Below are 24,205 nucleotides of genomic sequence, written 5' to 3'. Positions count from 1 at the left end.
TAACTAAGAATAAATTAAGGTTTTTATTATAAGGTAAAAACGGACAAAATCGTTAGCGCCATGAACAAAGTGAATTTTAAGCAACGGACGAAGTCGTTGGCGCCATGAACAAAGTGAATTTTCGTTAAAACTTATTTTACTATTCAACAATTTGTAATATTTTTTTAAAAAAATCATGTAAAAATAATGATATAATACAAATGTTAAATTTTATTAAATAATTAAAATAAATCTGTCGATATTAGATTTTAAAATATATAAATTATTCAGGAGGATAGAATGTTCAATAAAAAGAAAAAGGTAGAAGATACTTCTAAAGAAATAAATAAAGATTTAGAAGATAATAATCAAGAAACTAAAGAAACACCAAATAAAGTTGTAATTATGACAGAAGATGAGAAAAAAGAGCGAAAAATAATGAAAAAAGTAGCGCTAGTATGTGCTTTAGTTGCTGTAGTTGGAGGAGCTTTCTATGGAGGTTTATCATATGGAAGAGTTTTACCTGCAAGCCATAGATATTATTCTAATAGCGAAGTTTATGCAAGTGTCGGTGATAGCAAAATAACAGGAAAAGATTTAAAAAGTGTTATGGATCCTATTTTTTATGCAAATGGGTTACAAAAACTGACTGAGTCACAAATTTCTACATATGAATCGACAATGTTGGAGTACTTAGTAAATATTGAGGTTTTATATAAAGAAGCTAAAGAAAACAAGGTTGAAATAACAGATGACCAAGTACAAGAAAATTATGATACTACTATAGCAAATATCAACTCTCAGTACAATTTAACAGAAGATGAGTACTTTGAAAAATTCAATCTTACAGAAGATAAATTAAAAGAGCGTATAAAAAAGGAATTAATGGGTGCTAAATATCTAGAAGAATATAGCGAGGTAAGTGAAGAAGAGGCAAAAAATTATTATGAAAAGAATCAAGATGATTTCCAACAAATTCGTGCATCACATATATTAATTTCAAATTATGACAGCAGTAATAAAAAACTGAGCGATGAACAAATAGAAGAAAACAAAAAAACTGCAGAAGCTGTTTTAAAAATGGCATTAGATGGAGACGACTTTGCAACATTGGCAAAAGAGTATTCTGATGACTCTAGTGCATCTAGTGGAGGGGATTTAGGATATTTTACAGAAGATGAAATGGTAAGTGCTTTTTCAAAAGCTGCATTTTCATTAAAAATAGACGAAATATACCCAGAGGTTGTAGAGACGAGTGCGGGATATCATATAATAAAGAAAACTGGTGAAAAAGTACAAGATTTTGATGATGTTAAAGATGACCTAATAAGTACATTAGAAAAGACAAAACAAACTACTTTAATGAAAGATTTATATACAAAATACGATGTTCAATTAAAAAGTTAATATAAAAACATAAAGCATTATCTTTAAATAATTTAAAATTTAGATAATGCTTTTATATTGTAAAATTGTGATGTATTATTTAATTAAATGGAAATAAAATTTAAGGGGGATATACAAATGATAAGAAGAAAAGATGAATTGACAAAGGTTGTTGGTCCTATAGAAGGGGGAAAAGGAAACATAACTCGTGAATTGTTGATAGAAGGGGATGAGCTAAAAAATAAAGCTAAAGTATTTGCAAAATTAAGTGTTCCAGTTGGCGGTTCAGTTGGATTACATGAACATAATAAGGACTATGAGGTTTACTATATATTAAGTGGCAAGGGAGAAGTTTTAGATGGTGATAAAATAGTAGAAGTAAATGAAGGAGATGTTGTATACGCCATTAATACTAAACACTATATCGAAAATATAGGAGATGAAGAATTAGTATTTTTAGCTGTTATAATAAATTTATAAAATAAATAAAACTGTAGAAATATATATTTTATTTCTACAGTTTTATTTATTCTAAAGAAATTATATATTATCTGGTTTATGGATAATGTATAATTTCTAATCTATTAACTAAAGCAACTGAATCTTTGATTCGTTGGCGCCATGAGCGAAGCGAATTTTAAGCAACGGAACGAAGTCGTTGGCGCTATGAGCGAAGCGAATTTTTTATAATATATATAAAGTTTTATAAGAATTTATATTTTGTATTTATTAATTATTTTAGAAAATTCTTTTTTATAATTATTTACGAAATTAATAAAATCAATATTATTTTCTATTAATTTTTCACTTATTTCATATAGCATAGGTGAAATATCAAAGCTTTTGAAACATCCTAATGATTTTATTTGGATGGATTTATTATCATTTAAAAGTTTATTTATATTCATTTCAAAACAATCTACATTAACTTTATTGATGCTTTTCATTGTTCCGACTAAAGTAATACATCCGATTTGTTGGAATCCACATACGTTTTTACAAGAAGATATATATAGTTGTGGCATAACTTTTAAATTTTCTCTATCTTTGCTATTTATTTTAAAATAAGTAATAATATCAGACAGTAATTTTTGACTATTGCAAATACCCATTTTACAAATAGGTGTACCGATACAACATATGCTGTTTTCTAATGCTGTACAGCCGTTTATACATTCTGTAGTATCTAATATTTTTTTAGCCTCTTGCCCATCTAAATTTAATATATATATTTCTTGGTTCATTCCTAAACGAATAATAGGATTTTTAATTTTATCTAGTTCTTTTAATAAACATTTGAAGTCTTTTAATTTGTACATACCTCCTAATGGATGGATATAGACTGAATATAATCCTTGTTGTTTTTGTTTAAATAATCTAGGGTTATCACATTTGATATCTATTCCTTGTTTATTATAATTGATAGGAGTTGGATTTATTTTTAAATTTATATTTTGCCTTTGTTTATCGATGTATAAGTACAGTCTTTTTAAAAATTCATCTTTTCCTAATTTATCAATCATATAACTTATTTTTGATTTATGTTTATTTTTATAATCTCCTTCTGATTTAAAAAATTCAATCATGCCTTCGATATAAAATAATGCATCGCTAGGATTTATTAGATGTGGAAGTTTTAACCCTACTTTAGGTTCTTTTCCCAATGAACCTCCAACATATACTTCAAAATAAGGCTTATTTTCTTTTAGAGTAGCTATAAATCCCATATCTTGAGTAATAGCATATGCATAGTCATTTTGTGAATTTGAATAATAAACTTTAAATTTTCGAGGAAGATTATAAGTATTTATTTTATTTAAAAAATATTTATCAGTAGCTAGAGCATATGGAGTAACATCAAAGCTCTCTTTAATATTTACTCCAGATAGGGGAGAAAGACCGACGTTTCTAGGAAAATTACCTCCGCTACCTTTAGTATAGATGTCATTTTCTATTAATTGTTTCATTATATTGACGGTACTATCCATGTCTAAGTCTTGAAATTGAATTGACTGTCTAGTAGTTATATGTATAGATTTTAAATTGTTTTTATTAGCGATTTGATAAATTGTATGAAGTTGCGATCTAGACATAATCCCACACGAAATTCTTAGTCTAATTAAAAATAATTTTTTGTTTAATTCAGAGTAAACTCCATAGCCTGCTGCAAATTCTTTATATTGCATTGTAGATATATTTCCATTTAAATAATTTAATGTATAATCTCTAAATTCGGGAATTTCATTTAATAGAGTTTTTTTGAAATTATTCATAAGTACACCGCCTATTTTAAAATCTGATTAATAGTATCTCCAATAAAGTGAGTTTTATCCTAATATAGAGATTTTATAAAAACTATATTGAAAATAAAAGAAAAATTGTTAGTAAACTTACTTTTGTATTACAATTAAAATATGTAGTATTTAATTATGTATGTCATAAGTAAAAATATAATAAATTGGAGGAATATAATGGAGGTATATGAATCTATAATAAATAAATTGGATAGTATGTTAGATGAAATTGAAAATAATATAATAATGCATAAAAAGAATAAGGTGTTAATTAATAAAGATTTGAATAAAATTATTAAAATTGCAATAGATACAAAGGATTTTTTTAAAACAATATATTATGATGAAAAACAAGAAATAGTACTAGAAGAGATAAAAGAAGACGAAGCTAATATAATCTTTTTAAGACTTACGGAATGTGTTGCAAGGGGAGCTTTTTTAAAATCAATTATTTACATGTCAGATTATACGAAAAATTGTTAATAATTGATGAAGATTTTGTATATAAATAAATAATATTCTGAATCAAAAAACACTTTTTAAAATTATATTTTAACAGTATACAGTTAAACTTTGACATAGGTATACAATATATGATAAATTATATAAAGTATGTTGAAAATAAACATAAGTTTATAACCTTAGGAATTTAGACTTAAATTTAATTTTAGGTAAAATATATATTTTATACTATTTAAATGAAGACTTTTTAAGAAAATGATATAATAATAGAGGTTAAAAATTTGATTCGGGAGGATATTGATGAAAGACAGAATAAATGAAATTAGAAATGCAATAGTAGAATATTGCAAAGAAAATCTAAACGAACAATACAAAGATATGAGTTTAGATCTTCTAGCAAAAATAGAGCAAAAAGACGGAGAACTATTAACTTCATCTAGATGTGATATATGGGTAGCGGCTATATTAAACATGGTATTAGAAGATGCTGAAATGTTTAAAAGATCACATCCTATGTATATCACAAAAAAAGCTTTCTCTGAAAAAACTGGTGTTAGTTCAAAAACAATAAAAAGTAAATCAGATGCATTAAGAGTTTTATTTGAAGGTGAAGAAACTGTAGTAGCTGAAGCAGCAGTAACTGCTGAAAACACAGTAGAAGTTGTACAAGCTGAAGAAGTAAAAGTTGAAGCTACAAAAGAATTAACAGAAGATGAAACTAAATCTGCAAAATACAAAGCTTTAATGGGACTTGCTCACGAAGATTTACCATTTGAAGATAGATTAGACTATTTAAGACAAGCTATGGCTGTTGCAGAAGAAATGATAGTTGATAGAGAAAATACAACTAACTACTGGAATAATGAGTCTGCTAGACCATACATGATAGCAGCTCAAGATTTAGCTACTTTATTAATGAACAACAAAAATCACAAAGAAGCTAGAGAAATGTTCGAGTTATTATTAAAAATGGACGAAAATGATACTCAAGGAAACAGATACAAATTAATAAACTTATTAATAGCAAAAAATGATAGAAAAGCAGTAAATGACTTATTCGCAAGATTCAAAAATGAAGACTCAGCTCAATGGGATTACTTCAAAGCATTATACTACTTTAAAAATGGAAACTTATACTTTGCTAAATCTGCAATAAAAGACGGAGTAGAAAAAAATAAATACATAGGATTATTCCTAATGCAATGGACAGCTGCTTTAAGAATGTCTGGTTCAGTAATAGATCCTGTGTTATATACAGAAGCTACTTACTACTACAATGAAAACTTCGCGTTATGGAAAAGTACTAAAGGCGCATTAAAATGGTTAGTTAATGCAGTAGTAAAATAAAAAAAGGCTATTAAATAGCCTTTTTTGGTTTGAATATATTGAGAAATTATATTTATTTCAACTATAGATAAGTATAATTTCTTTTTTTATTCTATAAAAAATATTTATATATCTAGTTTTAAATCGCCAGGTTTAATCCAATTTTTAGCTCTCATAAATTCTGATATTATTAATGTTACAATAGCAGGAAGAATAAAGTGAAGAAGTAATATTCCAACCCACATCATACTTGATGTATTTCCTGATTCAGTCATTGCAGTTATTGTACCAAATTGTCCTACTAAACCACATGTACCCATACCAGAACCAATTGCGATATTTTCCATTTTAAATACCATAGTTGATAGAGGACCTAAAATTGCTGAGGCTAATGTTGGAGGAATCCATATTTTCCAGTTTTTTATTATATTAGACATTTGTAACATAGATGTCCCCAAGCCTTGAGCAAATAAACCACCGACTCCATTTTCTCTATAACTCATAACAGCAAATCCAACCATTTGGCAACAGCAACCGACAGTAGCGGCACCTCCAGCAAGTCCACTAAGTCCAAGCATCATACATATAGCAGCACTACTTATTGGAAGTGTTAGAGCTATACCTACTAATACTGCGACAATCACGCCCATTAAAAGAGGTTGCATTTCAGTAGCACTCATTATAACATTACCAAATCCCGTCATAAATGCAGAAACAGCAGGTCCAACGGCTTCAGCAATTAACACACCTATTAATATAGTTACAGCAGGTGTAACTAATATATCTATTTTTGTTTCTTTTGAAACTAATTTACCAAATTCGCAGGCAAAAATAGTTGCAACAAATGCACCTACAGGTCCACCTAACTCATTACCACAAGCTCCGACCAATGCACAAGAAAACATTACTAGTGGTGGTGCTTGAAGCCCATATGCAATTGCTACAGCTATAGCAGGTCCTGTAACTTGTTTTGCAAGAGGGTTAATAACATCAGTAAATAATGATATATGAAGATTTTGACCTAGAGTATTAAATATTGTGCCTATTAATAAAGATGCAAATAAACCAGAGGCCATAAAACTAAGCGCATCTATTAAGTATCTTTGAACTGATATTTCAATATTTTTGTCTTTTGCAAATTCTAAAAAACTCCTTCTTTGTTTAGTTTGTCTTATTTGTTCCATTTAAAATAATTCCTTTCTATACCATTTAGGTAATATATTTCTAAAAATAATCCTAGGTAAATTATAGTATTTTTTAGCTGACATTACAAATGAAATTACAGTGAAGTTTACAACATATTTAAAAGAATTGTTAAAACAAATTATAGTATGTTTAAAATAAATAAATTTTGCCAATAATTTAATAAGTATAATTGAAACTATTGAGTAAAATAAAGGTATTTGCACTATTGATTTTGAATATATTTGAATATAAATAAAAATATATATAAGAAATAATTATTAGTTAATTAATTTGATGAGGGAGTGATTATATGAAAAACATAAAATTAAATAGAAACAAAAAAATAATAATAATCATATTACTTATTCCCCTTCTATTTATTTCACAATATTATTTTTTTAAGCTTGGAATATTTGAACCACAAATAAAAGGAATTGAGGTAAATGCAGTAAAAGGGAAGTACATAAAAGATATAGATAAGTATGTTATCAAATTGAATAAAGGAGTTGTATTTTCAGCTGGTGATTATGTGAAATTTCCATCATATGCAAAAGATCCAGTAGTTGAATTTAAAAGTCTAGACGAAGATAATAAAGTAGAAATAAGAGACAACTCTAAAAATATTAAAAATACTGTCAAAATAACAGGGAAAAAAGAAGGACTTACATCTATCGCAATAGTTCAAAATAATAAAATATTAAAGCGATTTAACATATTAGTAGTAAATCCTAAAGTTGTCAACTTAAATGCAGAAATAGATGGAGATTTAAAATATGTAGGTGATATGGCAAGTATAAAGGACTATGTAGAAGTAGACTTTGATAGATTCAACGAAGAATACAAAGTTGAATATAAAAGTTCTAATGAAGATGTATTAAAAGTAGATGATAATAAAATTTATGCTGTAGGTGTTGGAAATGCAACAATTACAGCAAGAGCAGATTTTAAAGAAGAATCATTTAAATATAATATAGTTGCAAAATTAAAAAGTATAAGTGTTAAGAAAAACATAAGTCTAGATATTGGAGAAACAACAACTATACAAGCATCTGTTACAACAGAGCCTCAAAATTTAAAAACACCAAAAGTAAAATATGCGTTTGCAGAAAATAAGCTACCAGTACAGAGAAAAATAAGATTAGATAGCAATGGTCAAATTGTAGGTATTAGAGAAGGCGTAGAAAAACTAGTAGTATCATGTGGAAGTGGTGAAAATAAAGTTAAAAAATATGTATATATCACAGTAAAAGAAATTAGCATAGAAGATAAGGCTGTCGAAGGATTTTATTTAAGTTATTATTTTATGGAAGATGATTTGGTACTAAATTTAGAATGGGATGAAATGAATGATGCACAAACATATGAAGTATATATAAAAGATAATAAATTAGAAAATAGTGACTATGAATTAGTAAAAACTATAGATAAAGACAATATTACAAAACGAGATGGCAAAATAAACGAAAAAATTACACTTGATTCTAAAAAATCGAAAGAATTTGACTATGATATATATGTAGTTGCACGTAATAAAAATCAAGTCTCACAAAAAAGTAAAATTTATAAAGTAGAAAACAGTGAAAATAGCGATGATTCAGAGAAGACTGATTCAGATAATGATTCAAATTAAATTTTAATTATTATAATAAAAAATATAATAGCAAAATAGAATTAACATATTTTGTAAAAAAACATAAAAAATACTTTTTTTGTGTTATAATCAGAATGAATAAGTAAACTTATATAAAACTAGTCTGTTTCAAAATATAAATATTTCATACATGGGGATTATGTAGGACATTATAACTAATAGGGGGATTTAGGTTGTGTGTAATTATAAAAATATATTATTAAAAAGTCCGACACCATTGGTAATAGTTGAATTCCAAAATAATCATGCGATTATAACGGAATCAAATGTAGCATATAAATCAGTTATAACAGAATCAGCTTCTTACATTATAGAAGAGATTATAACTGACTGTATAGTAAATTCTAACTCTAGACAAATAAAAATAGAGCAAAACTTCTATAATTTACAAATAGAAAAAATAGATGAATGTAAATTTAGTGTTTTGTTTTATAAGATAGAGTGTAACTCTAAAAATATAAATGAAAAGTCATCAACTGACATAACAAATATAAGGAATTATTATAATTGGGATAAGGGAGAAGTTATGTGTTTTATATCACATGAAATAAAAAATCCTTTAAATATGATATTGGCTACTATGCAACTTATAGAAAAGAAAGCTGAGAAAAATATATATCCAAAAGATATTTTACAGCATGTAGAATTAGTTAAAAGAAATTCATTTAGAATTATGAAGATAGTAAATGATTTATCATCAAAATCAAAAATAGAATTAGGATATGAAACATTTAATCCTACTAACCAGGACATTGTTTATTTTGTAGAGGATATATGTGAGTCTGTAAGAGATTTTGTAAATATAAATGAGATGAATATTATATTTGACACAGATATTGAAGAATTAGTGGTGGGATTTGATTCGGAAAAGATTGAAAAAATAGTACTAAATCTTATTTCTAACTCTCTAAAATTTAGAAAGAAAAAAGATGGTATAGTACTTGTTTCATTAAGTCATGATAAAGACTTTGTATATATAAAGGTTAAGGATAATGGCATAGGAATATCTAAAGAAAATGCAAAGAGAATATTCAAAATATTTGAAAGAGTCAATGATAAGAGAAGCATTGTCAAACAAGGCACAGGAGTTGGACTTTCTTTAGTAAAGACTTTTGCCAAATTACACAATGGCTCTGTATCTGTAAAAAGTAAACTAGGACAAGGGAGTGAATTTACCGTAAAAATAGCAAATACATTAACAAGTAAAGACGAAACGCAAGATGAATATGAATTGACAAAAGATGAAAGAATACAAAATATAAGAGTAGCTTTTTCAGATTTACATTAAATTTTAAATATTTAATATATAAACAACAAAACAGATTATTACCTAGATTAGGTATAATCTGTTTTTTTTACGAATAATATTAACAAAAAGATTAGATAGGGGTAATTTTTGTGATAAAAAGAGCAAAGAGAATTAATGAATTGAGTGTAAAGCTTGCTGAAGAAGCATATAAAGCATATACAGGAAAAAAAGATTACAAGAGAGCTTTAGAGATATATAGTATGCTCGCTACTTATGAGTGTATTCCAAAAAATATATCCAATTATTCTAAAAATATGATGTCTAGACTAGGGAAAAAGATAAAAGAAAACAACAAATAAAATTTGATTGGGGTGATTAATATAGAATACGAAATAATTGTGAAATACAATGGAGATATATTAAAACTAGAAGACGAATTGAATGTAAGTATCGAGATATTAAACGACAATTTTGCCATTATAATATCAACTGATCCAAATTTATTTGATCAACTTTTAGATTATACAGAGATAGAATATATAGAAAGACCATTTATACTTGAAACACAAGATGAACAGAGTTTTTCAACATCTGGAATAACATCTTTTAAAAATAGAACAGGTTTAAGCGGAAGAGGCACTTTGATTGGTCTTATAGATTCTGGAATAGATTATACACTACCAGTATTTAGAGATGTCTTGGGAAATTCCAAAATACTTTTTTATTGGGATCAATCTATTGGAAATAATCCGCCAGAGGGTTTTAAAGAAGGAACTTTATATACAAACTCTGATATAAATGAAGCTATAAATGGAAATAAAGATATTCCTGTATCAATAACTGCAATGCATGGGACACATGTAGGTTCTATATGTGCACAAATTGCTAACAATGCTGAATTTATAATTGTTAGAGTTGGCAATAGACAAACAGATATTTACTCAAGAAGTACTGAATTTATGAGAGCAATTAAATTTATATTGGAAAAAGCTTTAGAACTAGGTAAACCAATAGCTATTAATATGAGTTATGGAACAAATGAAGGTTCCCATACAGGATTATCATTATTTGAACAATACATAGATGATATGTGCTTATATTGGAAAAATAATATGGTAGTTGCGGCCGGCAATAATGGAAATAAGGGTGGACATAAAAGAGTGGATATTAAAAATTCTAATGAGCAGATAGTTGAATTTGTCGTTGGTCAATCAGAAACAGTACTTAATATAAATATTTGGCCTAATTTTGTAGATCAATTTACAATAACTTTAATAGATTCATCAAATAATAGAACTCAAGAACTTTCAGCTAATAATAATGAAATTTCCAATAATATAAGGGGAACAACAATTTTAGGTAGATTTTATGAAATAATGCCTTATTCACTTCAAAGAAGAATAACAATTAGACTTAGTTCTGATAATCAAATCACACCTGGAATCTGGAAGATTCAATTTTCACCAATAAATATCGTAGATGGAATAATAGATTTATATTTGCCTACATCAGAAGGTTTAAATCCAGATACCAGATTTTTATCTCCAAGTAATATTTTAACAGTAACAGTGCCAGGAACGGCAAGTAGAGTTATAACAGTTGGAAGTTATAATTCTAGAACAGATGTAGTATCAGCATTTTCTGGAAGAGGAGATACAATGCAAGGTATTTTTAAGCCAGATTTATTAGCACCTGGTGAAAATATAGTTTCTTATTTAGTTGGTGGAACGACAGGGGCGCTTACAGGAACTAGTATGGCAACTCCTCATGTAACGGGATGTTGTGCGTTATTGATGGAATGGGGAATAACTCAGAAAAATGACTTATATTTGTATTCACAAAAACTAAAGGCATTATTACTTCAAAATGCACGACGAAGTAGAAATGGAACATATCCATCTGATTCAAATGGATATGGTTTTTTAGATATGTCTTCAATTTATTTTAATAGAAGTGATAATGACTTATCTGTAAAAACAAAACAACAATATAAGAGATTAGAGTATATTAATAATTTCATAAAAAAAAATAGATTAAATTTTAAAAGACAAAATAATTCATATGTAAATTCTGCTTTTGTATATTTTAATAATCCAGAAGGATTTTTTAATAGTTTAAAAATATCTGAATTGGAAAGTAATTTTAGACGATTAAGTGAAAATAGTGGTATATTTTCAGAAACAGATACTGAAATAATACTTTCAGGAGAGTTTTCTAAGATTGAAGAAGTTGTAATTGTTGAAAGCTTATCAGAAATGAGTTTATTATCACAAGTATCTTCGGGGACATCAGGGGGATTTGCCATAAATGAAGATGAAAATATAAATTATATAAAAAATAATCCAAATTTAAATCTTACTGGTAGAAATGTCATAATAGCTATTGCAGATACAGGGATAGATTATCTACATCCAGATTTTATAAATGCAGATGGAACTAGTAAAATACTTTATTTATGGGATCAAACAAAAGAAGGAAATTCTCCCGAAGGATTTTATTTTGGAACAGAATATACAAGAGATGATATAAATAGAGCTATTAGTGAAAATGACAGTACATTATCTACTGATGAAGTTGGAAGTGGAACTTTATTAAGTGGTATTTGTGCTGGTCTTGGAGTAAGTAATTCCCTTTATGAAGGTGTCGCAAAAGATAGTGAGCTTATAGTAATAAAACTTGGAACAATAGATGGAAAATATAATAATGCATATTACTACGTAGCAAGAGATTATGCTAGAAAAAAAGCTAGAGAATTGGAAAGACCATTAATAATAAACACATCTGTTGGTACTAATAGTGATGTAGGATTTATAAATAGAGCAACACAATCTACAATATGGTATCAATATAGGGAATGTGAAATTGCGGGTATAGGAAATGAGGGAAATACACAGACACATGCAAGTGGAAAAATTTCATCTAAAGGTGAAACTCAAACTGTTGAAATTGAAATTGAGGAAGAAGAGGAGTTTTTAAGGATAGAATTATGGATTTGTCGTCCAGATAGAGTTAATATAAAAATTATCTCACCTACAGGAGAAGAAAGTAAAGATGTAGGTCTAGGTTATTATACAAATGAGAGTGGTATTTTTAATTTTGAAAATACTACCTATGCAGTTTTTTATGTATTCCCAACATCATACTCAGGTCAAGAATTTATAACTATAAATTTATATAATGCATCGCCTGGAATTTGGAAAATAAATTTAACAGGTGTTTATATTAATAGTGGGTGTTACAATGTATATCTTCCAAATAGAAGTTTAATAAATCAAAATACAAGGTTTTTAGAACCAGATCCTTTTTATACAGTAAATTTTCCAACTGTAGATAGAAATATATTTACAGTTGGGGCTTATGATATGATAAATAATTCTATGTGGCCACCATCTTCTAGGGGTCCAAATATACGAAATATCCAAAAGCCAAATATAGTAGCACCTGGTGTAAATATAATTTCAGCTTATCCACATAATAGATATGGAAATATTACAGGAACATCAGCCGCCGCCGCCGTTACATCTGGAGTAGCAGCATTATTTTTACAATATGTAACACAAAATAATCAATATAAACGTCAAGGATTCACACAAAGTATATATTCATTTTTCCAATTAGGGGCAGATAGAGAAGATAATATACAATACCCTAATTTCATTTATGGATATGGTCTTTTAAATGCTAGAAAAATTTTTGAAGAATTTAGATAAATTAAATATAAAAAAATCAAAAATAATTAATAAGGAGAGTAAAAATGCCAATATTAAATAGTGAAATAAGGTCGTATAATATAATTTTTACTGGAAAAAAAGAAAGGTTAATACAATCACTTCAAGAAAATAATTTAACACAGTATATTTTTTTAAATGATTTGTTAATGGTTTTATATGTGGAATCTAATTTTAACGAAAATATTTTTAATAATATAAATCAGATAGTATGGTGGGAAAGATCATATGCGATGAGTTCTCTAATAAATATAACAAATAATTTATTGCAAGGTGTTCCTGTGCGACAAGCTACAGATATGGCATATATGGGAAATAATTTGTACAATAGTTTGGAAGGAAGAGGAACTGTAATTGCGATTATAGATTCAGGAATAGACTATTTAAATCAAGATTTTTTAAATGAAGATGGAAGTAGCAAAATTTTATATTTATGGGACCAGGAAAGTAATTATAAATCTCCTCCAGAAGGTATGTTATTTGGTAGTGAATTTACTAGAGATGAAATAAATGAAGCTATATCAAATAATAATGGTGATTTAAGTAGAGATGAAATTGGAACGGGAACTGTGACGGCTAGTATAGCTGTTTCACAAGGTAAAAATAATATAAATTATAAAGGAATTGCACCAAAAGCTGAGTTAATTGTAGTGAAATTACGAAGTTATATTTCGCTATTCAAGGAAGGTAGAATAAATTATCAAAATACAGATTTTTTAGTAGCTATATCCTATATAATCAAAAAATTTAAAGAGATAAATCGACCTATAATATTAAATTTTACAGTCGGAACAACATCTGGAAGAGATATATCACAAGCTTTATTAAATACATTTGAAGAACTATATCAATCAGGATTTATATTAGTGAGTGGCGCTGGAAATCAAGGTAATACAGATATACATTATTCGGGAAATATATCAAATGGAGAATCTGTAGATATCGATTTTCAAGTTGGAGACGATAAAAATTTAAATATAATAATAGACGGATACAAAGTAGATAAGTTTGAAATAGCATTAATTTCTCCTTTTGGTGAGATTAGTCCAACTATAAGTTATGCGCCAAATTTTTCCTTATACGCAGGAAAATTTAATCTAGAAAATGTAACATATAGTATTTCCTATAGTTATCCTTGGATTTCAACAGGTTCTATGCAAGTATCTATAAATTTAAAAAATGTATATTCGGGAATATGGACACTTAGAATAACTGGCCAAAATGTTATAAATGGGGAGTTTAATGCATATCTTCCGAATAAAAATTTAATCTCTGACAACACTAGATTTATAGATAGTGATTCTAATTCAACAATAACGAGATATGGATTACTGAGAGAAGTTATAACTGTTGGAACATATAATACAAAATCAAATATTATATGGATTGGTTCATCAAAAGGACCTGCTGAAACATTAGATATGGTTGCACCAGGAGTGGATATAATATCCAATTATTTAGATAATACTTTTAATACAGCTACAGGAACGGGAGTAAGTAGCTCAGTAGTATGTGGTGTTATAGCATTGTTAATTGAATTTATAATAAATCAAACTGAATTTTATAGATTATCTATATATAGTGAACCTATAAAAACATATTTGATGCTAGGAGCTACACAAAAACCTATATATACATATCCAAATACATCATATGGATATGGGATTTTAAATTATCAAAATACTTTGCAACGTATATCTGAAAATTTATAAATGAATATAATTTTTACTGTGAAAATATGTTATTTTAAGACACAATTTTACAGCTTTCGATTCTATGAATTGATAATTAATTTTTGGATAAAATAATTGAAAAAGAATTGGGAGGTGTAATTGTGCATAAAAAAGGATATGATGAACATGAAAAACATCACGGTATAAGTAGACAATTAAGTGGAAAAAGGAATGCAAGGTTATATTCAAGTGTACCTGTAGAAAATAACTATACAGCTGCATGGACTGACCCTGGTTATATTTACCCAGAAACAAATGTAACTGCTCCATCTGAAGAAATGACAGAAGAAGCAAAAGATTGGGTAGATAATGGAAGTAAATTATAAAATATAAAGAATTTTTTTAGAGGTTACTTCAAAATTGTTTTGAAGTAACCTCTAAATTTTATAATGTATAGGAAATTATAATCAGCTTTATATTTTGGATAAATATAATTTACGTTAATGCATTTCAAAAAAATCTACAACTTTAAGGGGATTTAGAATAAAGATTTATTATTTATAATAAAATTTTATATAAAAATAAAACTATAAGTTGACAATTTATGGAAATGAATTACAATTAACAGTATAAAATATTTTTAAATGGAGGAAAATAATATGAAAGGAATGAGAAGAGAATTTACAAAATTATATAGCTATTTATATTTCATATTCTGGGGCTTTTATTTTAGCGCTGGCTATTTTTATTGCAAAAATATAAAAAGTAAATCTTTTCTAGGGAGTTCATATTTGACTTGCATTTAAATTTAATAAATTTTAAACTGGCCAAATAATATTAAATTATGATATTTAAGAGAACTCTGAGAGGGGTTCTCTTTTTTTATCTATATTATTTAGAAAAATAGGAATTATTAAAAATTTTAAAGGGTAATAGTGTATTTAGAATTAAATCAGTATAGATATAAATATTTGTTTTAAATTTACTATTTGGTTAAAGACAGTAAGGGGGAGACAAGATGTTAGAATTAAAGTATGGTGACTCAAAGGTTGATATAGACCTTTCGAAAGCTAAGTCAGTAAAAGTATTAAATGAAAATCCAATGGATGAAATTACAGATCTTAAGTCAGAATTTATTAAAGGTGTAACTACTAATATGATAAATTCAAAACCTTTAAGAGAAGTAATTTCAAAAGGGGACAAAGTAACAATAGTTATAAGTGACTTAACTAGATTTTGGCAGCGTCAGGACTTAATATGTGAACAATTAGTAGATTATTTAGTAGAAGAAATAGGCATAGATTATGATGATATAGCTATAGTCGTAGCTATAGGGACACACAGAATGCAGACAGAAGATGAACTTTGCCAATTAGCTTCTAAAAAAGTTTATGACAAAGTAAAAGTTGTAAATCATGATTGTGATGCAGATGATTTAGTTTATGTCGGCAAAACACAAATAGGCACAGAAGTATATGTAAATCCTCTAGTAGTTGGAAGAAAAGTAATAATGATAACAGGAACAGTTCACCATATAATGGCTGGATTTGGTGGTGGAAGAAAGAGCGTTATTCCTGGAGTTGCAGGAAGAGAAACTATAAAACAAAACCACATAAGATGTCTATCAAAAACAGAAAAGAAAACTGACCCAAGAGTAGCGAGTAGACTTTTAGAAAACAACCCAGTAAATGAAGATATGAATCAAGCTGCAGAATTAGTCGATGTAGCGTTTGGGATTAATATAGTCGTAAATACAAAATCAAAACATAGCAAATTATTCTGTGGAAATTTCCACGATACATGGCTTGCAAGTTGTAAATATGTAGATGATTGCTACGGTGTAAAAATAGAAAAGGAAGCAGATATTGTTATTGCAAGTTGTGGTGGATATCCAAAAGATATAAATCTATACCAATCTACAAAGAGTATATTTAATGCAGCAAGAGCAGTTAAAAAAGGTGGTACAGTTATATTTTTAGCAGAATGTAGAGAAGGAGGAGGTGCACCGGATTTCTTCAGTTGGATAGATCCGCTAAAAAGGGGAGTACTTGATGAAGAATTAAGAGCAAACTTCACAATTGGAGGATATATATTCTATGCATTATGTGAAGCTATTGCAAAATCAGATATGCTTATGTTGAGTGAAATCGATCCAAACTTTGTAAAAGATTTAAATATAGATTCTTATAAAAACATAGATGAATTATTAGAAAAAGTTGATTTTGAAGGAAAAGATGTATGTATATTGCCTTATGGAGGTAGTGTAGTTCCACTTCTTCAAAAATAAAAAAATAGAGAATAATTAAATTTAAGGGATAGAAATAAAAATATAAAGAAAATAGATTATCTAGAATTAAAAGATTATAAAAGTGGAAATTTTAAATTTTAATATTATAAATTTATCTATAAAGGAAAGGGGATTATATTATGAATACGCCATTAATAATAGTAATATTATACGTAGCATTCTTATTAGGTTTAGGAATATTTATGTCAAAGAAAGAAAAGAAAGATGGGGAAAATTTCTTATTATACAAAGGTAAAAATGGTACTTGGATTACAGCAGTTACAATTGCAGGATTAGCAATCGGTGGAGCATCAACCATAGGTATAGCTCAAAATGCATTCGTTGCAGGATTATCAGCTGGATGGTATAACGTAGCTTGGGCATTTGGTGCTATAGTAGCGAGTTTCTTAGTTGTTAAACGTTTCAGAAATAGCGGACATAATACAGTGACTGGACTTGTACAAGATTTATTTGATAAAAAAACTGGGGTAATGATGACAATAGCTATGATTTTAATTCAATGTACAATAATAGCACTTCAATATATTGCAGGTGGATCAATATTAGCTAGTTTGCTTCCAGATACATTTAATATAGCTACAGGAACATTTTTCAGTTTTTTAATATTCATGTTAGTAGCATTTGTTGGAGGAATGGGTTCAGTTAGTTTGAGTAATATTATAAATATATCATTAATTTATTTCGGAATTATAATAGCTTCAATTATGGTATTTTTCAACCAAGGTGGTTGGGATGCAGCAATGCAAATGGCAAGTACTTCAACTGATGTTCCATACTTAAGTTTCACAGATGGTATGGGAATTCCAGCAATAATAGCTTGGATGATAGTTATGTGTGGTAATACAAACTCAATTCAAGGTGTTATACAAATAGGTCTTACATCAAAAGACGACAAATCTGCAGTAAATGGATTTAGATTAGGTGCTTTAATGATGATACCAATAGGTTTCTTATGTGCGATGCTTGGTATATCTTCAAAAGCATTAATCCCAGGTGTAGATGCGACATTAGCACTACCAATGATAATATTATCATTGCCACCAGTAATTGCAGGTCTTACTTTATCAGCTTTATGGGCAGCAGATATGTCTACTGCTTGTAGTATGCTAATAGGTTGCTCAACAACAGTTAGTCAAGATATATTCTTTAAAACTAGTATGGGTAAAAAATACAAAGATAAAGCATTTATAATAAACAAAGCTATAATACTTGTAGTAGGTCTATTAACTTATATATTATCTTCTCAATTAGGCTCAATATTAAATGCTATGAAGGTTTGTTTATCTATGGCAATAGGAACATCAATTGTTGTATTAGGAGGATTATGTTTTTCTAAATTTGCTGGAAAAAATGCAGGATTCTTTACTATATTAGTATCAGTATTATCTGCTGGAGCATGGTTATTTGTACCGGGAATCCAAAATGTTTTCTCAGATGTAGGTTATTTAATGTTATTAACTACTGGAGTTACATTTGTAGTAGTTAGTATATTTGATAAAAATAAAGTCGAAAATAATAAAAGTTTAAATAAACAAAAAGTAGCTAATAATTAATAAATAGATAATAATTAATAAAAACAATGATTAAAATCACTCTGAATATATAAAATATTTGGAGTGATTTTATATTGCCTGCGCTACAAACACGCGAATCCTAAGCAACGGACGAAGCCGCCCGCGATGAATTTTTGTTTTTTATATTAAAATATAAAAATGTAATTAAAATTATTTATTGACAAAAATTATTTAATGAGTTAAAGTAATGTTAATGAGATTTAAAATATTATTAAAAAAGCTATGAAGGGAAGAGTAGTTATAAAACTGAGTTAGAGCGAGCTGGTTATGGTGGAAGTCCAGCACAAGGTCTATAATGAAGAACATCCTGGAGCTACTAACCGAAATCACAAAGAGAGTAGACTTAGTCGGAGCCAAACCGTTATAATTGGTGATGTATATTAGTACATTAAAGAGGTGAACTTTTTAGTTAAATTAGGTGGTACCGCGGAAGTACAGTCTTTCGTCCTATAGATGGATGAAGGGCTTTTTTTATTGCAAATTTTTATATTTTAAATTTACGAATTTAAATATTTTTAATTAGAATAGATTGTTAGAAATAGTATAAATAAGTAAATTTAAGTTATAATTATAATATATTTAAAAAATTAAAAAAATTAAAAAAACAGACGATATAATTAGGAGGTATTCTATGCAAAAGGAATTCATAGAAATTAAACAACTTTATAGAAATAAAGATGAGTACATAGATAAGAAAGTTAAAGTTGCTGGATGGATAAGAACATCTAGAATGTCTAAAAACTTTGGGTTTATAGAATTAAACGATGGTAGTTTCTTCAAAAACATGCAAATCGTTATCGATGAAAAATTAGAAAACTTCAAAGAAGTTGGTAAATTACCAATAAGTACTTCTCTATTAATAGAAGGTACATTAGTAGCTACTCAAAATGCAAAACAACCAGTTGAAATACAAGCTACAAAAATAGTTGTAGAAGGTGAATCAGATAATTCATACCCACTACAAAAGAAAAGACATACAGTTGAATACTTAAGAACAATAGCTCACTTAAGACCTAGAAGTAACCTGTTCTCTGCAGCTTTTAGAGTTAGAAGTGTTGCAGCATACGCTATACATAAATTCTTCCAAGACAGAAACTTCGTATATGCTCACTCTCCAATCATAACAGGAAGTGACTGTGAAGGTGCTGGAGAAATGTTCAAAATAACAACTTTAGACTTAAACAATGTACCAAAAACTGAAGATGGTAAAATAGATTATTCACAAGACTTCTTCGGAAAAGAAGCTAACTTAACAGTTAGTGGACAATTAAATGGAGAAATAATGGCATTAGCATTCAGAAATGTATATACATTCGGACCAACTTTCAGAGCTGAAAACTCATACACAGGTAGACATGCTTCTGAATTCTGGATGATAGAACCTGAAATAGCATTTGCTGATTTAGAAGATAATATGGAACTTGCTGAAGATATGATCAAATACATAATCAACTATGTACTTGAACAATGCCCAGAAGAAATGGAATTCTTCAACAGCTTCGTAGATAAAGGATTACTTGAAAGATTAAACAACATAGTAAACTCTGAATTTACAAAAATAACTTATACTAAAGCTATAGAATTATTATTAGAGTCAGGACAAAAATTCGAATATCCAGTTGAGTGGGGATGCGATTTACAAACTGAACACGAAAGATATATAACAGAACAAATATTCAACGCTCCAGTATTCGTAACTGATTATCCAAAAGAAATAAAAGCATTCTACATGAGAATGAATGAAGATGGAAAAACAGTTAGAGCTATGGACTTATTAGTTCCAGGAGTTGGAGAAATAATCGGTGGTTCTCAAAGAGAAGAAAGATACGATGTATTACTTGATAGAATACATGAATGTGGTCTAAACGAAGAAGATTACTGGTGGTATTTAGAACTTAGAAAATACGGTACAGCTACACATTCAGGATTCGGTCTTGGATTTGAAAGAATAATAATGTACTTAACAGGTATATCTAACATAAGAGACGTAATACCATTCCCAAGAACTCCTAAAAACGCTGAGTTCTAGAAATTAAATAAAATATATAAAAGACTATGTTGAAATAAAAATGACAACATAGTCTTTTTTTTCAACATAATAATTAATTTCTTACGTGTTATAAAAAATTTTTATAAAAAAATTTATGTATACTTTAAGCTTTATTAAAATAACTCAAATATTATGCTATCATTATAAATAAGCATGTAATTGAATTTAGATAAGGGGTAGATTTATGGTAAAAAATTATTATAAAGAATACAGTAGTAATTTAAATAGAAATATGGAGTTTAATGTATATGGTTATGCAGGACTACCTGTGCTAGTATTTCCAGCGCAAAATGGTAGATTTTTTGACTTTGAAAACTTCGGTATGTTGGAAAATGTAAGGGATTTAATCGATAGTGGAAAGATACAACTATTTTGCTGTGATAGTATAGACAGTGAAAGTTGGTCTAATGAAAATGGGGACCCAAGATTTAGAATATGTAGACAAGAGGCGTGGTTTAATTATATAGTAAATGAGCTTGTTTCAAGAATACATCAAATAAATAAAAGTGGGAAAAAAATAATAACAACTGGCTGTTCTATGGGGGGAACACATGCAGTTAATTTTATGTTTAGAAGACCTGATGTATTTGGAGGAGTAATATCGCTTAGCGGATATTTTGATTCAAATATATTCTTTGGTGGTTATTGTGATGATTTAGTATATGCAAATTCACCTATAAAATTTTTACAAGGAATGAGTTACAACCATCCATATGTAGAGATGTATAGAAAGTGTAAAATAATATTATGCTGTGGCCAAGGTGCATGGGAAGATGAAATGCTGAGAAGTATATATAGAATGAAGGAATTATTACAATATAAAAATATACCAGCATGGATAGATATATGGGGACATGATGTAAACCATGATTGGAATTGGTGGCAAATACAGTTTTCATACTTTATAAGAAATATATTGGATTAATTATAAGACATTTAGATATTGAAATTTATTGTAAAAATTGAGGAGGCATTATAAATGAATGTTGTTTTTATTTCACCAAATTTTCCGCTTTATTATTATAACTTTTGTAAAAATTTAAAAATAAGAGGTGTTAATGTATTGGGGATAGGTGATGCACCATATGAATCTTTGCCACAACATATGATAGACTCAGTTACAGAATACTATAAAGTTGGAAGTCTTGAGAATTTTTATGAGGTAGAAGAAGCGTGCAGATTTTTTAATCAAAAATATGGAAAATTAGATTGGATTGAATCTCAAAATGAATATTGGCTAGAAACAGAGGCAACTCTGAGAAAAATATTTGGTGTAAATAGTGGGACTAAGATAGATGATATGGCGCCTATGAAGTATAAATCAAAAATGAAAGATGTATATAAATCATGCAATATACCTGTAGCTAGATATATATTAATATCAACTTATGAAAATGCTATAAACTTCACAAGAGAAGTTGGATATCCAGTAGTAGTAAAACCTGATAATGGTGTGGGAGCATCTAGTACATATAAACTTGAAAATGACGATGAGTTATCATATTTCTTTGCTACTAAAGATAACAACACTACATATATAATGGAAGAGTTTATAAATGGCCATGTCGAGACATTTGACGGAATTACAGATTCAAATAAAAATGTTTTGATTTCAGCAAGTCATGTTATGTTACATTCTATTATGGATACTGTAAATACATGTTCTGATACTGCATTTTATTTTCAACCTTTTGAAGGCAAAGATATTGAATTTATAGGCAAAAAAGTCGTAAAAGCATTTGATACAAGAAGTAGATATTTTCATTTTGAATTTTTTAGATTAGAAGAAGATAAAGAAGGTCTTGGTAAAAAAGGAGATCTTGTTGGTCTAGAAGTAAATATGAGAGCGCCGGGGGCATATATACCAGATATGATAAATTACGCTTATGATGTAGATACATATGCCTTATGGTCAGATGTATTGATTTACGATAAGATATTTGTAGATGTAAATAGAAAATATGTAGTTGGATATGCTAGTAGAAGAAATGGAATAGATTATACACATTCATATGAAGAGATTAAAGATAAATATAAAGATAAAATAAAAATAGATACTGAAGTACCAGAAGCTCTAGCAGCAGCAATGGGAAATCATGTATTTATATTTAGAACAGAAAAAGAAGAAGAACTTATAGAAATGATAAGATTTATATTAAAACGAAATGGAGATGGAAATTGGATATAGATCTTTGATAATATTTAAAAATAACCACATCTTAGGTAAATAAAGACTAATATGTGGTTATTTTTTATTTTTTTAATACTATTTTAATTCTTGTTATGAAATACTTTAAGTAAGTCGATATTATATTTAGGAGGTAATAAAAATGTATAATTTAAATAAAGTAGGAGAAAGAACATATTATATAGATAGCCCCACAAATATAGGTATATACAAATTAAATGAATCAGATATTTGTTTAATTGATAGTGGAAATGATAAAGAGGCAGGAAGAAAAATAAATAAAATCTTAAAAGAAAATAATTTCAATCTAAAATATATAATAAGTACACATTCAAACGCCGACCATATAGGAGGAAATGAATTTTTACAAAAGAGAACTGATTGTAAAATAATTTCAACAGAAATCGAAAATTTATTTATTAAATATCCAATTTTAGAACCTTCATTTTTATATGGTGGTTATCCTATAAAAAGTATTAGAAATAAATTTTTAATGGCAAAAGAAAGCAATCCGACTGACACTATAGAGAATTTGCCAAAGGGGCTTGAGTACATAAAACTAGGTGGACACTTCTTTGATATGATAGGAATAAAAACTTCTGACAATGTATACTTTTTAGCAGATTGTGTTTTTGGAGAAAATATTATAAAAAAATATCACATATCATTTATCTACAATGTAGATGAGTTTTTAAAGACACTAGATTTTGTAGAAAATTTAGAAGGAAATTTATTTATACCATCACATGCGCCGATTTGTGAAGATATAAAACCACTAGTTAAAATCAACAGAGACAAAGTACATGAAATAATAAAAACTATATTAAGGATATGTGAAGAAGAATTGATATTTGAAGATATTTTACAAAAGTTATTTATACATTATGATTTAAAAATGGATCTAAACCAATATGTTTTAATAGGGAATACACTAAAATCTTATTTATCATACTTATACGATAATGAAAAGTTAGAAATAGAGTTTAAAGAATCTAAATTATATTGGAAGACAAAGAGCTAAATACATAAAAGTGCTAGATATTTTATTCTAGCATTTTTAAATTCTAAGAAAATTAGATATTATTTAGTTTAAAAATATTTGTCAAATTTAAGCGTAATTTAAGATTTGATTGATATAATTAACTACATAAT

General features: G+C 27.8%; 18 protein-coding genes and 1 other annotated feature. Of the genes, 16 read left to right on the top strand and 2 right to left on the bottom strand.

Features of this window, described 5'->3' with window-relative positions; translation table 11 throughout:
- Positions 1 to 279: 279 nt before the first annotated feature.
- Positions 280 to 1,386: a peptidylprolyl isomerase gene (locus ABCM86_RS04255; protein ID WP_343003543.1), complete on the top strand. Its 1,107-nt coding sequence runs from the start codon at positions 280 to 282 to the stop codon at positions 1,384 to 1,386.
- Positions 1,387 to 1,503: 117 nt separating this feature from the next.
- On the top strand, positions 1,504 to 1,845 hold the full coding sequence (locus tag ABCM86_RS04250) for a cupin domain-containing protein (RefSeq protein ID WP_295734488.1): 342 nt from the start codon (positions 1,504 to 1,506) through the stop codon (positions 1,843 to 1,845).
- A 233-nt stretch (positions 1,846 to 2,078) separates the two neighbouring features.
- Here ABCM86_RS04250 and ABCM86_RS04245 read toward each other — a convergent pair whose 3' ends face one another.
- A complete protein-coding gene (locus ABCM86_RS04245) occupies positions 2,079 to 3,638 on the bottom strand; it encodes a nitrite/sulfite reductase (RefSeq protein ID WP_343003542.1) in 1,560 nt (519 codons plus the stop codon).
- Between the two features lie 198 nt (positions 3,639 to 3,836).
- Between ABCM86_RS04245 and ABCM86_RS04240 the strand changes: the two genes are divergently transcribed.
- Positions 3,837 to 4,142 (top strand): hypothetical protein, encoded by a 306-nt coding sequence (locus ABCM86_RS04240; protein WP_195930236.1) that lies wholly within the window; start codon positions 3,837 to 3,839, stop codon positions 4,140 to 4,142.
- Positions 4,143 to 4,421: 279 nt separating this feature from the next.
- Positions 4,422 to 5,468 carry a DUF6398 domain-containing protein gene (locus ABCM86_RS04235; RefSeq protein ID WP_307993835.1) on the top strand — a complete coding sequence of 349 codons (1,047 nt, stop codon included), beginning with the start codon at positions 4,422 to 4,424 and terminating at the stop codon, positions 5,466 to 5,468.
- A gap of 104 nt (positions 5,469 to 5,572) precedes the next feature.
- On the opposite strand, the gene ABCM86_RS04230 is transcribed toward ABCM86_RS04235, so the two are convergent.
- A complete protein-coding gene (locus tag ABCM86_RS04230) occupies positions 5,573 to 6,631 on the bottom strand; it encodes a PTS sugar transporter subunit IIC (RefSeq protein ID WP_195930234.1) in 1,059 nt (352 codons plus the stop codon).
- A 311-nt stretch (positions 6,632 to 6,942) separates the two neighbouring features.
- Between ABCM86_RS04230 and ABCM86_RS04225 the strand changes: the two genes are divergently transcribed.
- From ABCM86_RS04225 to ABCM86_RS04170, 12 genes are all read left to right on the top strand, one after another.
- The gene (locus ABCM86_RS04225; protein WP_295575303.1) at positions 6,943 to 8,262 is read left to right on the top strand and encodes a hypothetical protein; all 1,320 of its coding nucleotides are present in this window, start codon (positions 6,943 to 6,945) and stop codon (positions 8,260 to 8,262) included.
- 196 nt (positions 8,263 to 8,458) lie between these two features.
- The gene (locus tag ABCM86_RS04220) at positions 8,459 to 9,571 is read left to right on the top strand and encodes a HAMP domain-containing sensor histidine kinase (RefSeq protein WP_343003539.1); all 1,113 of its coding nucleotides are present in this window, start codon (positions 8,459 to 8,461) and stop codon (positions 9,569 to 9,571) included.
- A gap of 110 nt (positions 9,572 to 9,681) precedes the next feature.
- A complete protein-coding gene (locus tag ABCM86_RS04215; RefSeq protein ID WP_195931371.1) occupies positions 9,682 to 9,891 on the top strand; it encodes a hypothetical protein in 210 nt (69 codons plus the stop codon).
- 12 nt (positions 9,892 to 9,903) lie between these two features.
- Complete coding sequence (cspBA, locus tag ABCM86_RS04210) at positions 9,904 to 13,242, top strand: bifunctional germination protease/germinant receptor pseudoprotease CspBA (RefSeq protein WP_343003538.1); 3,339 nt, start codon at positions 9,904 to 9,906, stop codon at positions 13,240 to 13,242.
- Between the two features lie 44 nt (positions 13,243 to 13,286).
- Positions 13,287 to 14,972 (top strand): bile acid germinant receptor pseudoprotease CspC, encoded by a 1,686-nt coding sequence (gene cspC / locus ABCM86_RS04205; RefSeq protein ID WP_295571844.1) that lies wholly within the window; start codon positions 13,287 to 13,289, stop codon positions 14,970 to 14,972.
- Between the two features lie 122 nt (positions 14,973 to 15,094).
- Positions 15,095 to 15,319 (top strand): DUF3787 domain-containing protein, encoded by a 225-nt coding sequence (locus tag ABCM86_RS04200; protein ID WP_022072257.1) that lies wholly within the window; start codon positions 15,095 to 15,097, stop codon positions 15,317 to 15,319.
- Between the two features lie 632 nt (positions 15,320 to 15,951).
- Positions 15,952 to 17,220 carry a nickel-dependent lactate racemase gene (gene larA, locus ABCM86_RS04195; RefSeq protein ID WP_343003537.1) on the top strand — a complete coding sequence of 423 codons (1,269 nt, stop codon included), beginning with the start codon at positions 15,952 to 15,954 and terminating at the stop codon, positions 17,218 to 17,220.
- 140 nt (positions 17,221 to 17,360) lie between these two features.
- Positions 17,361 to 18,794: a sodium:solute symporter family protein gene (locus ABCM86_RS04190; RefSeq protein WP_295733330.1), complete on the top strand. Its 1,434-nt coding sequence runs from the start codon at positions 17,361 to 17,363 to the stop codon at positions 18,792 to 18,794.
- Positions 18,795 to 19,028: 234 nt separating this feature from the next.
- Positions 19,029 to 19,268, top strand: a binding site (T-box leader).
- 178 nt (positions 19,269 to 19,446) lie between these two features.
- The gene (gene asnS, locus ABCM86_RS04185; protein WP_295677600.1) at positions 19,447 to 20,844 is read left to right on the top strand and encodes an asparagine--tRNA ligase; all 1,398 of its coding nucleotides are present in this window, start codon (positions 19,447 to 19,449) and stop codon (positions 20,842 to 20,844) included.
- Positions 20,845 to 21,049: 205 nt separating this feature from the next.
- The gene (locus ABCM86_RS04180) at positions 21,050 to 21,790 is read left to right on the top strand and encodes an alpha/beta hydrolase-fold protein (protein ID WP_295677599.1); all 741 of its coding nucleotides are present in this window, start codon (positions 21,050 to 21,052) and stop codon (positions 21,788 to 21,790) included.
- Between the two features lie 54 nt (positions 21,791 to 21,844).
- The gene (locus ABCM86_RS04175; RefSeq protein ID WP_295733328.1) at positions 21,845 to 23,053 is read left to right on the top strand and encodes an ATP-grasp domain-containing protein; all 1,209 of its coding nucleotides are present in this window, start codon (positions 21,845 to 21,847) and stop codon (positions 23,051 to 23,053) included.
- A 142-nt stretch (positions 23,054 to 23,195) separates the two neighbouring features.
- Entirely contained in the window at positions 23,196 to 24,074 is an 879-nt protein-coding gene (locus tag ABCM86_RS04170) for an MBL fold metallo-hydrolase (protein ID WP_295733326.1), read from the top strand.
- Positions 24,075 to 24,205: the final 131 nt, after the last annotated feature.

This window comes from Clostridium sp. 2218st1_F5_2218SCRN_220325, assembly GCF_039062665.1.
Taxonomy (GTDB): Bacteria; Bacillota; Clostridia; order Peptostreptococcales; family Peptostreptococcaceae; genus Intestinibacter.
Note: the sequence above shows the minus strand (reverse complement) of the source record. Positions and strands in the feature narration are given on the sequence as shown.

Coding starts and splice junctions, on each gene's coding strand:
- ABCM86_RS04250 (WP_295734488.1), top strand. CDS start 1,504: ATGATAAGAAGAAAAGATGAATTGACAAAGGTTGTTGGTCCTATAGAA.
- ABCM86_RS04170 (WP_295733326.1), top strand. CDS start 23,196: ATGTATAATTTAAATAAAGTAGGAGAAAGAACATATTATATAGATAGC.
- ABCM86_RS04240 (WP_195930236.1), top strand. CDS start 3,837: ATGGAGGTATATGAATCTATAATAAATAAATTGGATAGTATGTTAGAT.
- ABCM86_RS04245 (WP_343003542.1), bottom strand. CDS start 3,638: ATGAATAATTTCAAAAAAACTCTATTAAATGAAATTCCCGAATTTAGA.
- ABCM86_RS04255 (WP_343003543.1), top strand. CDS start 280: ATGTTCAATAAAAAGAAAAAGGTAGAAGATACTTCTAAAGAAATAAAT.
- larA (WP_343003537.1), top strand. CDS start 15,952: ATGTTAGAATTAAAGTATGGTGACTCAAAGGTTGATATAGACCTTTCG.
- ABCM86_RS04225 (WP_295575303.1), top strand. CDS start 6,943: ATGAAAAACATAAAATTAAATAGAAACAAAAAAATAATAATAATCATA.
- ABCM86_RS04230 (WP_195930234.1), bottom strand. CDS start 6,631: ATGGAACAAATAAGACAAACTAAACAAAGAAGGAGTTTTTTAGAATTT.
- ABCM86_RS04180 (WP_295677599.1), top strand. CDS start 21,050: ATGGTAAAAAATTATTATAAAGAATACAGTAGTAATTTAAATAGAAAT.
- ABCM86_RS04175 (WP_295733328.1), top strand. CDS start 21,845: ATGAATGTTGTTTTTATTTCACCAAATTTTCCGCTTTATTATTATAAC.
- ABCM86_RS04235 (WP_307993835.1), top strand. CDS start 4,422: ATGAAAGACAGAATAAATGAAATTAGAAATGCAATAGTAGAATATTGC.
- asnS (WP_295677600.1), top strand. CDS start 19,447: ATGCAAAAGGAATTCATAGAAATTAAACAACTTTATAGAAATAAAGAT.
- ABCM86_RS04190 (WP_295733330.1), top strand. CDS start 17,361: ATGAATACGCCATTAATAATAGTAATATTATACGTAGCATTCTTATTA.
- cspC (WP_295571844.1), top strand. CDS start 13,287: ATGCCAATATTAAATAGTGAAATAAGGTCGTATAATATAATTTTTACT.